Here is a 15075-nt window from a genome sequence, read left to right on the forward strand (position 1 = left end):
CGGGAACGACGAGCGGCAAGCCCAGCTTCACCGTCATAAGTGCCGGCGCGCCATAGGCAATGGCAAAGCCTGTTGCCGCCAGCAGGAGAAAACGTGGCGCTGCGGTTCGATGCGACCGGCCCGACACGAACGTCAGGTATTTGTGCGCGAGATACGAAAACAAGGTGGCTGCGGCATATGCCCCAAGCGAAGCCTGGATGGGCGTGAAACCGAGCAGTTGCGATTTGGAAAAAGCGGCAACCAAAGCGGCATACAGAATTGTGGCAGAGATGCCGACCATGCCGAAGCGTGCCAGCAGCGTGAGCGCGTCGTCGCCGGGAGACAGGTGCTCAGGCACGCGCACTAGACACATACTGTGCTCCCAACGGCAGGCGGGCGAGCATGCGCTCGACTTTTCGGGCAAACGGTCTGCCTGACGGCAGCAGCAGGAAGTGCTCGGACCGGATGTTCGTGAAGCCTGTCATCTGCAAGAGTGACGCTGTTTTGGCTGCGCTGAGCAGCACGGCATCTCGGTCGAAGGGACACCGGAACACAGCCAGACGCGTCAGCGGGTTATAGGGATTATGCTCGATGATGCAGGCGACACCGCCCGGGCGAAGGACGCGCCGCATCTCGCGTACGAACGCAAGCCAGGAAGCTGGCGGTACATGATGGACGACGCAGCTGGCGAAGGCCAGATCGAAGACGCCGTTGTCGTATGGGAGGGTCAGGCTGGAGCAGACCTTGTACATGACGCCAGGATTTTCCTCCCTGGCACGCAGGATGGAGTCCGGCGAGATGTCGCAGCCGTCCAGGGACGCGAAGGCGCCTTTGAGAAATGGATGGAGAACGCCTACGCCGCAGCCGACATCAAGCGCCCGCACACCCGAGCCATCAGGGCCCAGCCCTCGTTCAACCACAACGCGTCGCAGAAACTCGGCCTTGGCCTTAAGAAAGAAGTCGTGCTTAAGCCCCGAAAATCGGATCGATCCCTGGACTGTCTCGTCATAGATCGATCTATAACTGTCGAAGAGTTCGGACATTGGCCGGCACTCCAATCCGGGATTTTCGAGACGATCGTCGGTTCTTGACGGGAACGGCAGGCATCGCCCGGTCGAAGCCGGTGAGGCGATCGATCACGTAAAGTGGGCGCCGTTTCACTTCAGCGTGGATGCTTCCGACATACATCCCGACTACGCCGGTCATGAAAAGGTTGATGCCGCACAGGAGCGATACAATCATCACGGTCGAGGTCCAGCCGGCAACAACGCCGGTTTCAAAAGCCCAGGCATAAATTGCAAACGCACCAAAGGCGACGGCCAGCGCAGAAATGGCCAAGCCACCCCAGAGCGCCAGGCGCAGCGGCCGTTCCGAGAAGCTGACGATGGCGTGAGCAGCAAGATGCACCATCTTCCAGAATGGATATTTGGTCTGGCCAAGGGCTCGTGCTGGACGTTCGAACGGCACCGCCGCCTGCTTGAATCCCATCCAGCCAAACATGCCCCTGACGAAGCGATCCTGTTCGGGCATCTGTCTGAAAGTTCTCAGCGCTTTGGCGCCGACCAACCGGAAATCTCCAACGTCGCGCGGAATGTCGACGGTCGTCATCTTTTCCAGTAAGCGATAAAAGAGACTTGCCGTGAAGCGCTTGAACAAAGATTCGCCTTCGCGTTTAACGCGCCGGGCATAGACAATCTCGAAACCTTCCTTCCACTTCGCCACCAGATCGAGGACCACCTCGGGTGGGTCTTGGAGGTCGGCATCCATGACGATGACAGCATCCCCCTGGGCGGCGTCCATACCGGCTGTAATTGCTATCTGATGCCCAAAATTGCGCGAAAGTTCGATCAGCCGAAAACGAGGCTCGGCGGCAACCACGCACCGAAGGTATCTGACGCTGCCGTCGCGGCTTCCGTCATCAACGAAAATAGCCTCGGTCTCACCGTCCAGCTGGTGGATTAGCAACCTGATGCGCTCGACCAGGCGAGGCAGCACTTGTTCTTCGTTGTATATCGGCAGAACCAGTGAGTAGCGCAGCGACACGTTCGCTCCGGTCCCGGTACCTTGGATCACAGTGGCCTCCATGCCGATGAAATGAAACGCCAGCCCCAAAGTTCCATAAGACGTTACTAATTTAATGGTTGTCGTAGGCGGGTGGCGAACTGTACGTTCTGAACGTCTTCGGTCTGATTAGGAGTGAGATATCGTTTCGCGCACCGGCGGAGCAATGCGCTGTTTTCGTCATTTCGCAATCCATTGTCGGGTAAGGCCGCCTTGCCAGCTCTTGTCAGCGCGTCGGCGCGCGATAATTTTTGTGGGGAAGGGACTTCGATCAAAAGGAGCCGACGATGGAACACAAAACTCTCAGCCAACTGCAGACAATTGCAGATGTAGAACCCCTGTCGACATACCCGATCATGACCCGCCAACAGCGCATCGAGCGCTGGGCAGAGTTGCTGGAACAAAGTCCCGAGCGACGCCTGAGAGCGCTTACTGGCACTGAGTATTTGAAGCGCGAAGCTCGCGACGCGGCGCGCGGTGAGGGCTCGCCGATTACAGTGGCCTTCGAGGACCCGCTACTGCGTGCGTTAGGCCTGAAGGATGACACCTATGGGGAAGCAAAGCGCTTCTTCGAACTGTCCGACGGGGAATTGCATGACATCGTCTGCAGTTGCCATGTCGGAACCACGTTCAGAGGGCAGTGGGCTGCCGCTCGAGTCCGCCGGTCAATCGGAGGGAACAGGCTTCTCAAGTGGCTCAGAGAAAGAATGTGGCATTGAGGTCGCCAAGGACGGCGATTGAAGCTCGTTCAGAGCGAGGTGGATGAACGATTGACGCGCCAGCGCTCCGCCGTGGTGACGAGGGGGTTCGGCACCCAAAGGTTGTCACGCAGACGGGTGGGCGCTCTACTTGCGGTGCTTCCAGGCAAGGCTGCATTCCCAGGGGCAGGATTCTGGGCTTCTCTTTGCGGCTAGCATCACGACGTGAAGACGTCGATCGCTCGGCCCTCTGTTGCGCTAACCTCGGCGGCGCCTGGCCTGAATGGCAGCAAAAGTCACTGGGCGAAAATCCCAGGCGTCAACGCCGACATCGTGCTGGCGCGTCATTGGCTTCAGCCGGCCATGAGAATGGCCGTGCAGGTTTATTGATTTCTTGCCGATCTGGTTCCAGGTGCGGAACGGGTAGTGGCAAAGAACCAGGAAACTGCCCTCGACAGTTAGCTCCTTGTAGTGTTGGACGCTTGCCCAAGCCGAAGCGCCGAGCGTTACCACGCCGTCGTTGTTGCCGATGATCAGGTGCTTCGTGCCGTGGAGGCAGGACAGCAGCGAAGACACTGTCTCGGCAGATCCCTTGGCGAAGTCGCCGAGGTGCCAGACCTCGTCGCTTGGAGCAACAGTCTCGTTCCAAAGTTCAATCAGTGCTTGGTCATGCCCCGCCAATGAACTGAAGGGGCGGGGGCCGAGCCGCAGAATGCGGGGATCGTTGAAATGCGTGTCGGAGGTGAAGAAGATCATGCCGCCGCTGGCTGTGACGAGCGATCGACGATCGCTTCTAAGTTCGGTTGCCGGAGCTTTTTTTGGGTCCACCATCGATCCTGATTTGGGCTTCCCTGAGCATCTTGAGTGCCTCCTCCTTGGTGAGGCCGCACTTGCGCGCAAAGTAAAGCGCTTCGATCACCCTTTCACGATCCGCCGTGGCTTCTGAGGGCTGTTTGGGCTTCTTACCCATCGTTCCCAATCACCTTTTGATGCCACCGAACCATCGCCGTGCCGGGTTTGTTCCCCCCTCGGATCTGCTAACCTGCCGAGCGTCGCCGCCTGATACGCCGATGAAACAACATCCGAGCCCTGCAACCGGCATCATCTCCAACAACGAGCGAGCAGGTCGGCCCTTAGGTGTATAAATTCCACGCCGGCGTGGGGAGGGACCGGCGGTGCGCTTTATGGGTGAGCCAGTCTACAGGCGCTTCTAAGCGCCACGCGACCAAGCCGGCGGGCGAAGCATTGTCGTTGGTTCAAAGATCCGTTCTGGTCCGCCCTCGCTCAAAAACCGGAACGTCTTCATCATCTCCTTCGCTTCGTCCGGTAGGGATGTCTTCAGCGAAGCTGCGGGTCATCTCTTCGGTGTCGCTCAACCCGTCGACCGTTTCATTTGCGCCGGCTCCCTCGTCGTGACGGCCCGTGATCTCGCTTCGAGGCTGCGCGCCGATCGGCTGCTCGATGTCGGACCCCAAAACGCCCGGTTCCGCACCGTGTCTATCCTCGTGGCCTGCGATGCTCTCCAGTACGGCCGCATCCTCCTCGGGGATGGCTTGTCATTGGCAAAGTCGCTCTTTTGCTTCCGGGTTGTTATCGGCATGTTGTGAACTCCTACGCAGTGAATCGCACAACGTACGACTACGGCCGAAGTTGCGAGGCGGCCGCTTTGATTTTAAGGAACCCCGACTTCGGGCAAGCGGTCGCAAAAATCGAGACAGTGGCGCACGTGCTGAAATGGAACAATCAAGCGCGCAAGTTGGCACGATGGCGGGATTTTGAACGAAGCACTCCTCTCCTCGCTATCGACTCCAGTCGGGTAAGGCCCGCTCCGAGCCACGGTTCTTGCACGCCCTTTGCAAAAGGCGCCAATCGAGGCCGAACGAACTGCGCTCGGAATTGCTTTACAGCCGCCAACAGGCTGCGCGGTCGCGTCGTTTTTCGTCGCTTAATGGCACAGCGATGGCGAAGGTGGCGGACGAGCCTTAAGCACCAGCTTACGAGTATGCGTGCCTCGCTGGCGAGCTTGCCCACATTCGCGCGAACTAGAGACGCTGGCGATACGTGCGGACAGCAGATAGACTGACACACAGCAAGGGGCCTCCGAATGTGATGAAGCAGCCCACGCTAGGCGCGAGTTGGGCGCAGTCACTCAGCAGCTGCCGGTGTGATCATCACCGACGAAGCCTGTCGGCGAGACGGAGCCCAAGGGCCAAGATCGTCAAGGTGGGATTCGCCTGGCTGGATGTTGCCAGAACCGAGCCGCCCGCGATGTGCAGGTTCATCAGTCCATGAACTCGGCATTCAGCATCAACAACCCCGTCGGTCGGGCTCGCAGACATTCGCGTGGTACCGAGATGATGACCGTCCATGGCGCCTGATTTGCCTGCCATTTCGACCACATGGCCAGGTTCAAATCCTGAAATGGTAGCTCCGATCTTCTCCAGCTTCCAACCGAGCAGTCGATAGGCGCGCGCGACGCTTTGGAGATCGTTGTTCGTGGTTTTCCAATCGACGCGCAGCTTCGGCATACCCAATCGGTCGCGTTCGCTCACCAACGTCAGTCTGCTTGCGGGGGTTCGGCTCCTGTTCCGAATGAAACTCAAGATTGACCACATTGGCGCGCGGCCCCAATACGATGGAGGGCAGCTTTCGCCGTGCGAAAGTTCTGTTCGCCATCCAGCGCAAACCGAAGCGCCCGAGGCGCACTGGCGAGGATACGACGTTCTGAACGTGCGCGAGCTTTTCGTCCAGCGTCATTGAATGTTGCAGCCGACCTCTGAGGTGTTTCGGGAGAAATGTCCTTTTCACGAGATACATCGCCGAGAGGATCGGGTCGTTGTGTCTGGGATCGGCTGGATCTGGCAGATGGGTGCGGAAGATCTGGTTGAGCAAGCAATGCTCCCGCTGCGCTTGCTCCGTGAGCGACAGCCGCCTTCGGCAGTAGATGCCGGCCGCGTCCCGCTCGTAGCCAAAAGCCACCGCCTGCTGGGCGTTCGGCAACTTTAGTGCTCCGACTGTGGCTCCCAGATGGGCCATATAGAAACGACCGAGCTGATCTCGGGCGTTGCCGATACCAGCTGGCATCACATCATTCGAGGCAAGTAGCAATCGGGTGGTCTCAAAGCCGCCGGCGGCTACAATGTAATGGCAAGCCGTGACCTCACGCTTTGTGCCCTTCAAGTCAATACAGTCGATGTGGTGGACGCAACGCCCGTTCGGCGCCAGGCGAATTCCCGTCGCCGCAGCGTTTAACCAGATGTGGATATGACGCGAAGTCCGCAGCAACCCGGAAAGCCGTTTCCACACGTTGGTTGGTCGACTAAACCGCTCCAGGCGGGTCCTGAACAAATCGCCGTCGACGCCCTCGAATAGTTCAACGCGAGAACCAGGCAACGCGCTTGTTGGATCGTAGTCGTAAGACCCGACCTCGATCACCTCGTGCGCCCGACGGTAGTAGGGCAGCAGGGTTTCATAGGTGATCGGCCAGCCCGAATTGCACACCCATTCCCGCTTCTGGAAGTCGATGCTATCGAACGGCACGCAGCGGCCACCCCATGCTCGGCTCGATCCTCCCAGCGCTCGTATCCGGAAATTCTGGACAGGCGGGTGGACGAGGGGATCTGCGACAATGCCGTGGTAGAGCTCCTGCGATCTATTGGTCTGCCACCTGCCGCCCGCTTCCAGAACGCAGACGCGTAGCTTTGCATTTTCGAGCGCGGCGGCAATGGCCAGGCCGACAGTGCCACCTCCGACAATGCAGATGTCGTAGGCAAGTCCGTCGCCCGCTGCGGTGAATTGAGCGATCAACGTTCACTCCGGATTTGTTCGATCCCCGAAGGCACGCTCCCACCCTTCGCGCCCGGCTTGGGCGAAGCAGGTAGCGCGCGAGGAGCAGTTGGCAACCACCCAATTGATCGCATTTGAAGCGCCGGCCCAAAAGAGGTGGCTTTGGTGACGAGGTCCGTGACGACTTCAAGGGGCCCGAACCGGAAGAGTTTTTGTCGCGACCACCCTCAAAGGGGCATGGTTATGGTGAACGCTACTTCTCAGCCTGAGTTCGGTGGTGGTATTCCGGTTCGATCCGCGAGATTTCCCGCCCATGGCTCGCCGACAGACACGCTGTTGGCTCCGGCTGAAGCCTTGCCTCTGCTTGCGAGGTTGCCATGGCGATCCGGAACCTCGAGGCATGTGGAGAGTTGTCCAGCAGCCCAGCGGAGATCCAAGCCATGGCGCCACCAGATGCCAGTTCCGGCGCCGCCGCGCAGCCGAAACGCTCTGGCGTGCCGGCAACCCCATGGCCGGCAGGGCACAAGGCTTCCGGAGCAGGATTATCGATAGACGGGCGCCCAACGATATGAAGGACAATGGCCCATGAACGTCGCCAACCTGCAACTGGAAGGTCTGCTTATGGCGGTCGCTGCCATCAATAACGCCCTGGTCCGGAGGGGCCTTCTTTCGGTTGATGATATCGACATGGCTTTGAAGACCGCGGAGGCCTCGTTCACGGCTGATGAGCGCCTCTTCGAGGACATGTCGCCCGCCAACCGGGACGCAGTCTGTTTTCCTTTGCGGCTTTTGCGGTTGGCTAACACCAAACAGTTCGAAGCGGGTGTGCCACCGTTTGCCGAGCTGGCCAGGCAAGTCGGGATTACCAAGCAGCCCTACAACGATCAGATGTGAAGGGAGGAAGATAGGCAGGTGCAGGGAATCGTCGTGGTCAACAAGGTGGTCGAATTCCGGGGAGAGGCGGTGACCGCATACCGTGACGGTCACGCACACTGCAATGCCACCGCTTTCGGCGAGGCGGGCCGCGACCCTGGACGCGAGACCATTCCCGCATTGAACCCGTAGCTCTGGCGAAGGCACCACATGGAATATTTTCGAGCACAAGGAACATGTCAGCCCACGGGTGTTTAGGCCGCAATGACAATCATCGCCGTCACGACAATGAACTACCCTCTCGCCGTCTTCCCTGGCCCGAAGCGACGCAGGCTCTCAGCAATTGCGCGACTGGAACGAAGCCGCGGCAAGTGGCTGGCGGAGAACCGGATCCACATGACCGGTAAGCAGAAACAGGAGCCGGTCGCGGGCAGCGAACCACAATGCGGCTGCCATGAGCCGTGCGGTTCCAGATGGTTGGCTGCATTCCAAGATCGACAGCAACCGAAACAACAAGCGCCTTTAGGGTCTGCCTGCGCGCGTGGCCTCGAAAGCCTTGGCCATGAACGATGACCCTGTAGATTCGCTCGCCAACGCAATTCACCACCGCAGCGCAATTCTGTTTGTTGGGGCAGGGGTGTCGATCAGTGTTGGACTCCCTTCTTGGGAGAAGCTGATAGAGCGAATGGCAAAGGAGCTCGGTGTCGACGACGAATTCTCCATGCGACGCGATCGTTTTCAAACCCTGGCCGAGTATTATCGGATCAAGCATGGCAGCATCGGGCCACTTCGCAGTTGGATGGACCGAAATTGGTCTGTCCCCAAGGACCGGATCGAGAAATCCGAGTTGCATCGTCTCATCGTGAAGCTCGATTTCCCTGTCATCTACACAACCAATTATGACCGGAACCTGGAACTGGCTTACGAAATATACGGTCGGGACTACGTGAAAGTGGCCAATGCACGCGATGTAGCGCAGGCCCGCCAAGGCGTTACCCACATCGTCAAATTCCATGGTGATTTCGACGAGGATTCTTCCCTCGTCCTCACCGAAACGGACTACCTTGATCGTCTCTCCTTCAATTCTCCGCTGGACGTGCGTTTTCGCTCGGATGCACTCGGCAGCACGATCCTCTTCATTGGCTATAGCCTTTCCGACCCAAACATTCGGTTGTTGCTGCACCGTCTCTGGCAGACGTGGCATCGGTCCGGCTATGAGAAAGATCGCCCGCCGTCGTTCATCTTCATGACCAGCCGAAACCCTGTGGAGGAGGCCGTGCTTGGACGTTGGGGCATTTCGGTCGTCGTCGGCGAAATCGACGAGCCGCAAGCTGCTTTGGTGGACTTCCTCAGCCGGCTGGCGGAGATGGTTGGGGACAGAGCCGAGCCTGGAGAGACGACCCATGAGGGAACCGTCGTCAGACAAAGAGCGATTGAAACAGTCAGATCAAGGGGCAGCTAGGCGGGCTCTCAAGGAACGCCGTACGGCAGAGAACGTCGTTCCAGAGGCGATCATAGCCAGTTTGTGTGGCCAGTTTGAAAATCGCATCCCATAGAGCATGCGATCTCCCATGTGAGCTTTCAACTATTCTGGCGGACGCGCTGGAACATTCTCGCATCAACGAGCTTCGAAGGGGGCACTGTTCCCGTTCAGTGTGTTTTCCCCCTGTGAGACTGCCCGCCGCCGAAAGGTGGCGGGCTTTTTTGTTGGGACGCAACCTTGGACATTATAGCGACTTTGGCCGGACACGCGCAGCGTCGCTTCCCATCATCGGTGCCCGAAGTTGGCGACAGCTTCGAAGTCCTCCCGATGCGATCGCAATTTTTGGGATAGATGTTCGTGTGGTGCCTGTCGGCGACCTGGACGCTGCCTACCAGAACCGGCCTCCTCCGGTCCGAACCACGGCGCTGGAACCCTTGTGAAAAGATCGATGTTCGGCATGCAGCTTGGCCTGCACAGCCAAGCGGTCTGGTGCGGCCCGTCGCCGCCTGTCCGTTCAGCGGCGGGCCTTTGTGTGGTGATGACGCCACCGGCATTATTTGGCCAAGCTGGGAACCTGTGTCGCGAATCAAAGTTTGGGTGGCAGCTTGGCTTACAACCCCGGGCCAAGTGGTCTCAAAGCAAGACCCGTCATTGCTGATCAATGACGGGTCTTCGCTGTGTATCGATCGATTGACCAACATCCCGAAGCTCAGCGCCGCGCCCCGTCCTTCGCACAGAGCGTTGGCGTCACACGCCTGTCATGGGACGAGCTTATTCGCTGAAGAACCGGCCTGCGGCCAGCGACCTGCGTTTTTAGGATGGCTCGACGCCGAGGTCGGTCCGCTCCTGCCTACCTGGCTGCCGTTGCCGGTCGGAGGGCGGGAGAGGAATGACCTCCTGCTCACTGCGCCCGGCAGCTTCGCCGAGTTTGTATGCCGCATATAAGGCGCCGATTCTGACTAGCCAACGGATCATCGCGATCTCCTTTGGCGCCAGAACACAGCGGCTTTCGATATGTTCCACATGCTGGAAGCGCCACCCTCCGCATCGTGCAGAATGGCGAGTGCTACAGACCATCGCGGCATGCCGACGTTTGGCATGTCTATCAGTGTCGATGCTCTCATCAACGCCTCGGCAATCTTTATCATTTCATCTCGGCCATCGTAATCTGTGCGCCGCGGCAAGGTGCTTGCAGCGGATGAAGGCCGCTCGATCATGTGGCGGCCGCTACGGGACGCCGTCCTAAACGTGAAGCCAGGCTCAAACGAACCTCCTCGGTTTTATGAACCAAAGCTCTGCCGTCGTCGCTGTCATGCAACGAGATGGTCAGAAAACGAGTGATCGAACCAAGCATCAGCCGGACGTGCTGGCAGGCGAACACTCTTCCGCTGCCTCGTCGGTTACCCTTCCCGTCCCGGTGGAGCGTCACTGGCCTTGTCGTTGCCTTGTAAGCTGGGGCACTCGCGCGGCCTCGTTGTTCCTCGCTGCGAGACTGTCGTCAGACGCTTGGTATATCTGTCGAACAATTCCACCTTTTCTGGATAGGTAAGGCGGTGTAAACGCTGGCAACCTTCGCACCGATAGTGGGCGGCAGCGATGAACCAACGCCCCGGTTTGATGAAAGCCGTTCCGCATGCCGGACATTCGAGCGTCATCTCAATCGAAGACAGTGTCTGGGGGAGCGGCATCAGGTCCCGTGGCTCAAACCGCCGCCGCCAGAAGCAGCGTTATACCCACGACCGTCGACCCACAGATCGTCGCTAGAAGCACAATCGGCCGCGGATACTCGGTGGGTGCTGCGAGGCTGGTGAGGTCGGAACCTCGAAATCTCACGGCGCTGGGCGACTGGACGTGGGCAGCGGTAGACTTGTCATTGCACGCTAGCACAGAAAGACGCTGGCGATATCGGCGGCGATGAGAGGATCGTCCGCCACCAACTTCGACCAGTCCGAAACAGTGCCGATTTCGTGATGCAACATCGTTCCCTCCCAGGTGATCGCACAACTGCGAGATCTGACCTTTGTTCCTTTGATTTTTGCGAGGGGGGAAGTCGCGCCCGCTGCCTCGATGGACGGCGGGTCACATGCGACTGATCGCTATTTCCGGGGCTCCGGGAACTTGATTATCGTCGCGCTGTCTTCCGGCTCCAGCGGCTCGTGGCCAGGCCGTTCGTGCCACATGACTTGCCGCAAATCGGTCTGATCGACTTTCTGGCCGCAAGATGGACACGCGTAGAAGCGGTCCTTTTCGCGAATGCAATTACCCCCGTTGCGGGGGATGCGAGGTCCAAGGTCAGACAGTTTTGTCATGGCGACGAAAATCACCGCCGGAGGAAAAAGTTCCCGCCATTTCAGCAAAAACCAACGGAACACTCTTTGGCGCCCGAGGTTCGATGAGCTGAAAGCATCGTGACTGCATGGACGCTTCCGCCAGCCCATCGACAGCCTCTATGGCACGATCCACGATGCCATCTCCACTACGATCCTGGTTTGACCGGATGATGCTCGCGGCCGCAGGTTCCTCGACGATTGGATCGCGAGCCATCTGCCGTTTCCAGAACCGGCTCCCCCCATGGCTGCCAGCGACCTTGCGGACCAGCCGCCGGTGATGCCGGTACCAAGCCTGACGAGGTCAATGAAGAAGTCAGGAGCGTATCCGAAGTAATGTTCAAACGATGCATACAGCAACGACGCCTCACCGGCTTGACCGGTTTCTTGGCTCGCCCCTTTAGGTGGGCCGTGGGTCAAGTGGATTGCTAATACGAGGCTCAAGGACCTTTATCGTTATGCTTGTCTCTGCCGGCTGCGCCACATTCTATTGGTGGTGGAGAGACTGCTATGCCCTTCAGGGCGGGCTAGCGATGGAGCGCCTTCGAAGGTGAAAGCAATTCCCGCGTCCTCAAACGCCTGACGCATGGCCGCGATCTTGTGGGGACGCGGATTTCGAATACCGTTCTCAAAATCTCTGATCGTCATTTCGCTAACGCTCGCTTTTGCGGCAAGCCGTACTCGCGGCCAGTTCAGCAGGGCGCGTGCTGCTCTCGATTGAGCTGGTGAAAGTTGGGTTCGGTTGTCCATAGGATTTGAACATTCGATACGTCTAAAATGTTCCTTCGATCTATGCGACGATCGAAGGATCGAGCAATTCCCGTCGCGGGGGACGTCACGAGCGATGTCTCAGCAATGCATGCGACAGGCAATAGGCGGGCACCGGGACGGGGGGCAAGCAGTGGGCGCCTGAAGCGAGCGCTGCGGGTTGGCGGGCGTCCGCCGCTATCGCAACCAACCCTGTTGCGGCTCGTTGACCTATGCTGGTTGGTCCCAGCACACTCCAGAACCTGCCCGCCACTTCGCGGTGGCGGGCTTTTTGTGAATCAGCGGAACCTGATATGTCGCGGCAGGTTGGAAAAGCGGCAGCGTCCCCCGCTGCCGGTCGAGGTCCCCAAGCCTCGTCCGGGTCCGCCTCTACCCGCAAGTGGGGCGGACCCACTAAATATGTTGCGGATCAAGGCGACCTGGTTTCCGAAAGCCGTTATTGCTGGTCGTTGACGGGCGTTCAAGCTGGCGCTGCTACACACCTCCTGGCAAGCACTCTATCTTGTCTGGGCCCGACCAAAGCCCGACATGGAATCGCAAAGGTCTGACCTGTGAAACAAGGAAGCCTTTTCCACATTTGGAAATGTGACCGTCGATCATCGTCCCTTCATCGTCGGTTGGTTGATACCCGCCACGGCTCGCTTGGCGTGGCGGGTACTCATTCATGGAGAGCGTATGCAGCCTGGTGAGATCATCGCGAATGTGTTTGCAGCGGGGTTGGTAAGCGTCCTGGTAGCAGTCGTTTTCCTGATTTTCGGGAACCCGCTCTGGCCTGAACGACACGTCCGGATGGTCATCATCCCGCCTGTCCATAGAATGACAACCACCGCTATCAAAAATGCCTGGCCAGACCTGCCGGACAAAATTGATTTGAACGTTTCGCGCCCGAGGCCGGCCACCGATGAGCGGATCTGAAGCGTCCTTCGAAGCGCACTGACCTGGAGCGCTATGGCGCGCGCCCTGTGCTAGGGTGGCCGGTCAGCTTTCCGGTCTAGACTGAAGTGCATTGTGGATATGTGTTGCTGCGGTGGCGGCATGGCCAAACGCAACGGCAATTTGATTGAGGCCCTCAGCCACGTCTCCAATGGCATAGAGACCCGCAGTCGACGTTTCGAGGTGTCGGCTGACCAGAACATATCCTTGCGCGTCACACTCTGCACCGAGTGCGACGGCAAGTTCAGAGCGCACATCAGACCCCATTGCGGGGTACACCACATCCAATTCCCGCATTGGCGCACCGTCGGCCATGACAACGCCGAACCCGGTTGCTCGAGCAACAAGATCCTCGACGGTGTCCCAGATTTCGATGCCGCCTGCCGAGGCCATGCCGCGGGCGGCATCGGAAATATCCTCCGGATAGTTGGCAAGCAAGGTAACCTGACCGCTGTACTCCTTCAAAAACAGGGCTTCCTTGAGCGCCAGATGCTCTGGGCCGACGACGCCGATGCGCTTGCCCACGGCCTCATAGGCGTCGCAGACCGGACACAGTCGGACGGTGCCGGCCGCGACGGCCTCCTCCAGCCCTTCTATTGCCGGGGCCTTGTCCACGATCCCGGTTGCAAGAACCACGCGCCTTGCTCGGATGGTCCCGAAGGTGGTCGTCAGCACAAAGGTCCCGTCGCGCTTCTTGGCGCCCGCTACACGACCGTCCACTACGCCTGCACCGTATCTCTGTGCCTGGGCTTTGAGACGGCCGAGCAACTCTGACCCGCCTACGCCGTCCGGGAAGCCAGGACAGTTATGCGATTTTGGAATGAGCTTGGCTCGTGCGTCGCCAGCGTCGACCACGATCACCGAATGCAGGAATCTGGCCAGATACATGCCTGCCGCAAGTCCTGCGGGGCCGCCGCCGACAATAGCCACGTCGAATTCATGACCGGGGGAAGAAATTGGCATTTCGCCCAACATTGCAAACAGGATCTTGTTCCCTGCTTTGGCAGAGGGGATGAGCGACGGTCAGGCCTCCAAACGTGATTTACGCGGCAACTCGTCGAGGTCCCTTTCACCGGGCGATGGCGCGCGCCTCAATCTGATTTGCGCAGTCTTCGCCATCAAGCGATTCCAGCTTCTGCAAATCAGGCTTCAATTCGAGGTGCCCGAAAATGCCGACATGGCATTTCACAGGCCAACTTGTTAGACCTGCGACCGTGCGCATTTCCCAAGCCGACGCGATTCGAATCGGATCGACCTGCCGGGAAAACCCACCTGATAGCCCCGTCCTTCCGATCCGGAGGGCGCAATGCCGATCGTCTGAAGGGCCGCTCAAATTTACTGACCCAGTCGAGGTGCAGACTATCATAGTTGATTGTTGCTGCCGGTGACCTCGCGTAATCAAAGGCTCACGAGGCTTTCCAACAGAGGACGGTATGTTGTACCCAGGTCGATTTTTGGAACCGAGCGATATTGTGATGCTTGCCCGTGTTTGTGCGACGGTCTGCGAACAGCGCGGCGTACCTGTTGCTTCGTGGGCCGGAGAACGGACAGCTGCGCACGTACTCAGGCTGTTTCTGAACGGCTTGACTGGGGAGAATGAGCTGATCGATGCTGAGAAGAACTGGGCTCGCGGGAGTGATCTGGCTTTCGAGGGGGCTCCTGTCAGCTACGAAAACAAAAGAGAGGCCGCGTGATTCAAGCTTCCTGAGAATCGAATGTAGCCAAGAAAACTGCTCGCCCACGGGTCAGGCACCAGAGGCACCTCCCTGCATATCGGGGGTGTTGCTGTGGCACTTCAGGTGAGAAAAAGATCTCCGCACGCCGCCCGATCCGTGGTGTCCGGGCGATTTTCCAGGTGGACTCGACATGAGGCAAGCGCATCCTTTTTGATCCCGGCTCGGCCTTCCTGGTTTGGGGCTGAAGCGTCGGATTGGTCAGAGCACATCGATGTCTGTCAAAGTCCGAAGACCGCTTCGTAAAATCCGTTTCTAAACGCTGCCGATCCGCTCCTGGCCCAACGCCGCCGGACCGCTTTGGCCCAGCAATGAGCGAAGCAACAAAAGGGGCGGTTTGGCCGTTCTCATTAGTCGCACTGGCGGGCCGGGGCATTCGAAGACATGACTACGCCGCAAATTTTGTCATTTGCCGTAACCTTCGTGATGATGGC

The 15075-nt window shown here is 58.9% G+C and carries 15 protein-coding genes; 4 read left to right on the plus strand and 11 right to left on the minus strand.

What is annotated here, in order from left to right; translation table 11 throughout:
* The 3 genes from EN955_RS29215 to EN955_RS29225 form a co-directional block, all read right to left on the minus strand.
* A partial coding sequence (locus EN955_RS29215) for a GtrA family protein (protein WP_164769921.1) occupies positions 1-352 on the minus strand: 352 nt, incomplete at its 3' end.
* The gene (locus EN955_RS29220; RefSeq protein ID WP_024504659.1) at positions 330-1022 is read right to left on the minus strand and encodes a class I SAM-dependent methyltransferase; all 693 of its coding nucleotides are present in this window, start codon (positions 1020-1022) and stop codon (positions 330-332) included. The genes EN955_RS29220 and EN955_RS29215, both read right to left, overlap by 23 nt.
* Positions 997-2064 (minus strand): glycosyltransferase family 2 protein, encoded by a 1068-nt coding sequence (locus EN955_RS29225; RefSeq protein ID WP_245265380.1) that lies wholly within the window; start codon positions 2062-2064, stop codon positions 997-999. The genes EN955_RS29220 and EN955_RS29225 overlap by 26 nt, the downstream gene beginning before the upstream one ends.
* A 263-nt stretch (positions 2065-2327) precedes the next feature.
* Between EN955_RS29225 and EN955_RS29230 the strand changes: the two genes are divergently transcribed.
* Positions 2328-2759, plus strand: coding sequence for a hypothetical protein (locus EN955_RS29230; RefSeq protein WP_013525086.1), 432 nt, complete (start codon positions 2328-2330; stop codon positions 2757-2759).
* 237 nt (positions 2760-2996) lie between these two features.
* On the opposite strand, the gene EN955_RS29235 is transcribed toward EN955_RS29230, so the two are convergent.
* The 5 genes from EN955_RS29235 to EN955_RS29250 all read right to left on the minus strand — a co-directional run bounded on the left by EN955_RS29235 (position 2997) and on the right by EN955_RS29250 (position 6545).
* Positions 2997-3494, minus strand: coding sequence for a metallophosphoesterase (locus EN955_RS29235; protein ID WP_013525087.1), 498 nt, complete (start codon positions 3492-3494; stop codon positions 2997-2999).
* 37 nt (positions 3495-3531) lie between these two features.
* Positions 3532-3708, minus strand: coding sequence for a hypothetical protein (locus tag EN955_RS35155; RefSeq protein WP_013525088.1), 177 nt, complete (start codon positions 3706-3708; stop codon positions 3532-3534).
* A gap of 286 nt (positions 3709-3994) precedes the next feature.
* Positions 3995-4213, minus strand: coding sequence for a hypothetical protein (locus EN955_RS34920; RefSeq protein ID WP_024504645.1), 219 nt, complete (start codon positions 4211-4213; stop codon positions 3995-3997).
* A gap of 696 nt (positions 4214-4909) precedes the next feature.
* Positions 4910-5266 (minus strand): GMC family oxidoreductase, encoded by a 357-nt coding sequence (locus tag EN955_RS34925; RefSeq protein ID WP_164756740.1) that lies wholly within the window; start codon positions 5264-5266, stop codon positions 4910-4912.
* Positions 5148-6545, minus strand: coding sequence for an FAD-dependent oxidoreductase (locus EN955_RS29250; RefSeq protein ID WP_050580503.1), 1398 nt, complete (start codon positions 6543-6545; stop codon positions 5148-5150). The genes EN955_RS34925 and EN955_RS29250 overlap by 119 nt, the downstream gene beginning before the upstream one ends.
* A gap of 564 nt (positions 6546-7109) precedes the next feature.
* Here EN955_RS29250 and EN955_RS29255 point away from each other — a divergent pair.
* The 3 genes from EN955_RS29255 to EN955_RS29260 all read left to right on the plus strand — a co-directional run bounded on the left by EN955_RS29255 (position 7110) and on the right by EN955_RS29260 (position 8859).
* On the plus strand, positions 7110-7418 hold the full coding sequence (locus EN955_RS29255) for a hypothetical protein (protein WP_024504644.1): 309 nt from the start codon (positions 7110-7112) through the stop codon (positions 7416-7418).
* 18 nt (positions 7419-7436) lie between these two features.
* A complete protein-coding gene (locus EN955_RS34930; protein WP_155924972.1) occupies positions 7437-7589 on the plus strand; it encodes a hypothetical protein in 153 nt (50 codons plus the stop codon).
* A 370-nt stretch (positions 7590-7959) separates the two neighbouring features.
* Entirely contained in the window at positions 7960-8859 is a 900-nt protein-coding gene (locus EN955_RS29260) for an SIR2 family protein (RefSeq protein ID WP_024504643.1), read from the plus strand.
* A gap of 2313 nt (positions 8860-11172) precedes the next feature.
* Here the strand turns inward: EN955_RS29260 and EN955_RS34935 are convergent.
* The 3 genes from EN955_RS34935 to EN955_RS29295 form a co-directional block, all read right to left on the minus strand.
* Positions 11173-11424, minus strand: coding sequence for a hypothetical protein (locus EN955_RS34935; protein ID WP_024504642.1), 252 nt, complete (start codon positions 11422-11424; stop codon positions 11173-11175).
* A gap of 239 nt (positions 11425-11663) precedes the next feature.
* On the minus strand, positions 11664-11957 hold the full coding sequence (locus tag EN955_RS29285; RefSeq protein WP_013525096.1) for a helix-turn-helix transcriptional regulator: 294 nt from the start codon (positions 11955-11957) through the stop codon (positions 11664-11666).
* 996 nt (positions 11958-12953) lie between these two features.
* Positions 12954-13883 (minus strand): NAD(P)/FAD-dependent oxidoreductase, encoded by a 930-nt coding sequence (locus tag EN955_RS29295; protein WP_224673150.1) that lies wholly within the window; start codon positions 13881-13883, stop codon positions 12954-12956.
* Positions 13884-15075: the final 1192 nt, after the last annotated feature.

It is taken from the genome of Mesorhizobium sp. M7A.F.Ca.CA.001.04.2.1, from assembly GCF_003998485.1.
GTDB lineage: Bacteria > Pseudomonadota > Alphaproteobacteria > Rhizobiales > Rhizobiaceae > Mesorhizobium > Mesorhizobium ciceri.

Coding starts and splice junctions, on each gene's coding strand:
- EN955_RS29220 (WP_024504659.1), bottom strand. CDS start 1,022: ATGTCCGAACTCTTCGACAGTTATAGATCGATCTATGACGAGACAGTC.
- EN955_RS29225 (WP_245265380.1), bottom strand. CDS start 2,064: ATGGAGGCCACTGTGATCCAAGGTACCGGGACCGGAGCGAACGTGTCG.
- EN955_RS29230 (WP_013525086.1), top strand. CDS start 2,328: ATGGAACACAAAACTCTCAGCCAACTGCAGACAATTGCAGATGTAGAA.
- EN955_RS29235 (WP_013525087.1), bottom strand. CDS start 3,494: ATGATCTTCTTCACCTCCGACACGCATTTCAACGATCCCCGCATTCTG.
- EN955_RS35155 (WP_013525088.1), bottom strand. CDS start 3,708: ATGGGTAAGAAGCCCAAACAGCCCTCAGAAGCCACGGCGGATCGTGAA.
- EN955_RS34925 (WP_164756740.1), bottom strand. CDS start 5,266: ATGCCGAAGCTGCGCGTCGATTGGAAAACCACGAACAACGATCTCCAA.
- EN955_RS29255 (WP_024504644.1), top strand. CDS start 7,110: ATGAACGTCGCCAACCTGCAACTGGAAGGTCTGCTTATGGCGGTCGCT.
- EN955_RS29260 (WP_024504643.1), top strand. CDS start 7,960: ATGAACGATGACCCTGTAGATTCGCTCGCCAACGCAATTCACCACCGC.
- EN955_RS34935 (WP_024504642.1), bottom strand. CDS start 11,424: ATGGCTCGCGATCCAATCGTCGAGGAACCTGCGGCCGCGAGCATCATC.
- EN955_RS29285 (WP_013525096.1), bottom strand. CDS start 11,957: ATGGACAACCGAACCCAACTTTCACCAGCTCAATCGAGAGCAGCACGC.
- EN955_RS29295 (WP_224673150.1), bottom strand. CDS start 13,883: ATGTTGGGCGAAATGCCAATTTCTTCCCCCGGTCATGAATTCGACGTG.